The sequence below is a fragment of the Pseudoalteromonas sp. SIMBA_162 genome, from assembly GCF_046535955.1.
In the GTDB taxonomy this organism is placed as follows: domain Bacteria; phylum Pseudomonadota; class Gammaproteobacteria; order Enterobacterales; family Alteromonadaceae; genus Pseudoalteromonas; species Pseudoalteromonas marina.
The window spans coordinates 1-275 of record NZ_JAWJBQ010000342.1; the positions used below are offsets into that span (position 1 = coordinate 1).

1 protein-coding gene is annotated in these 275 nt (G+C 61.5%); it reads left to right on the forward strand.

The window, feature by feature from the left end; all coding sequences use genetic code 11:
- Positions 1–207: hypothetical protein (locus R0J88_RS19955; RefSeq protein ID WP_410900869.1), on the forward strand; the 207-nt coding region annotated here is incomplete at its 5' end.
- Between the last annotated feature and the right edge of the window lie 68 nt (positions 208–275).

Genomic DNA, 275 nt, shown 5'->3' on the forward strand with positions numbered 1-275 from the left:
GTGCGAGAACAGGTCAGCATGACGCCCAACTTCAAGGGCTTCGATGACAGCCAGCTGCTGTCACGCCTGCTGCAGCATACGCATCGTCTGACACGTGGCCGGCGCATGTTCTGGCTACTGTTTTCGGGGTTGGCCACGATGCCGAGCCGCCATCGCTACGGCAATCTGCTCGAGATCCTGCACCTGCGCGGCAATACGCCCCGCTAATGCGTGCCCCGCAATCTGTACGGGGAAGCTCGCAAGGGCTCTGGCCAGCAACGCCTGAATGACAAGAC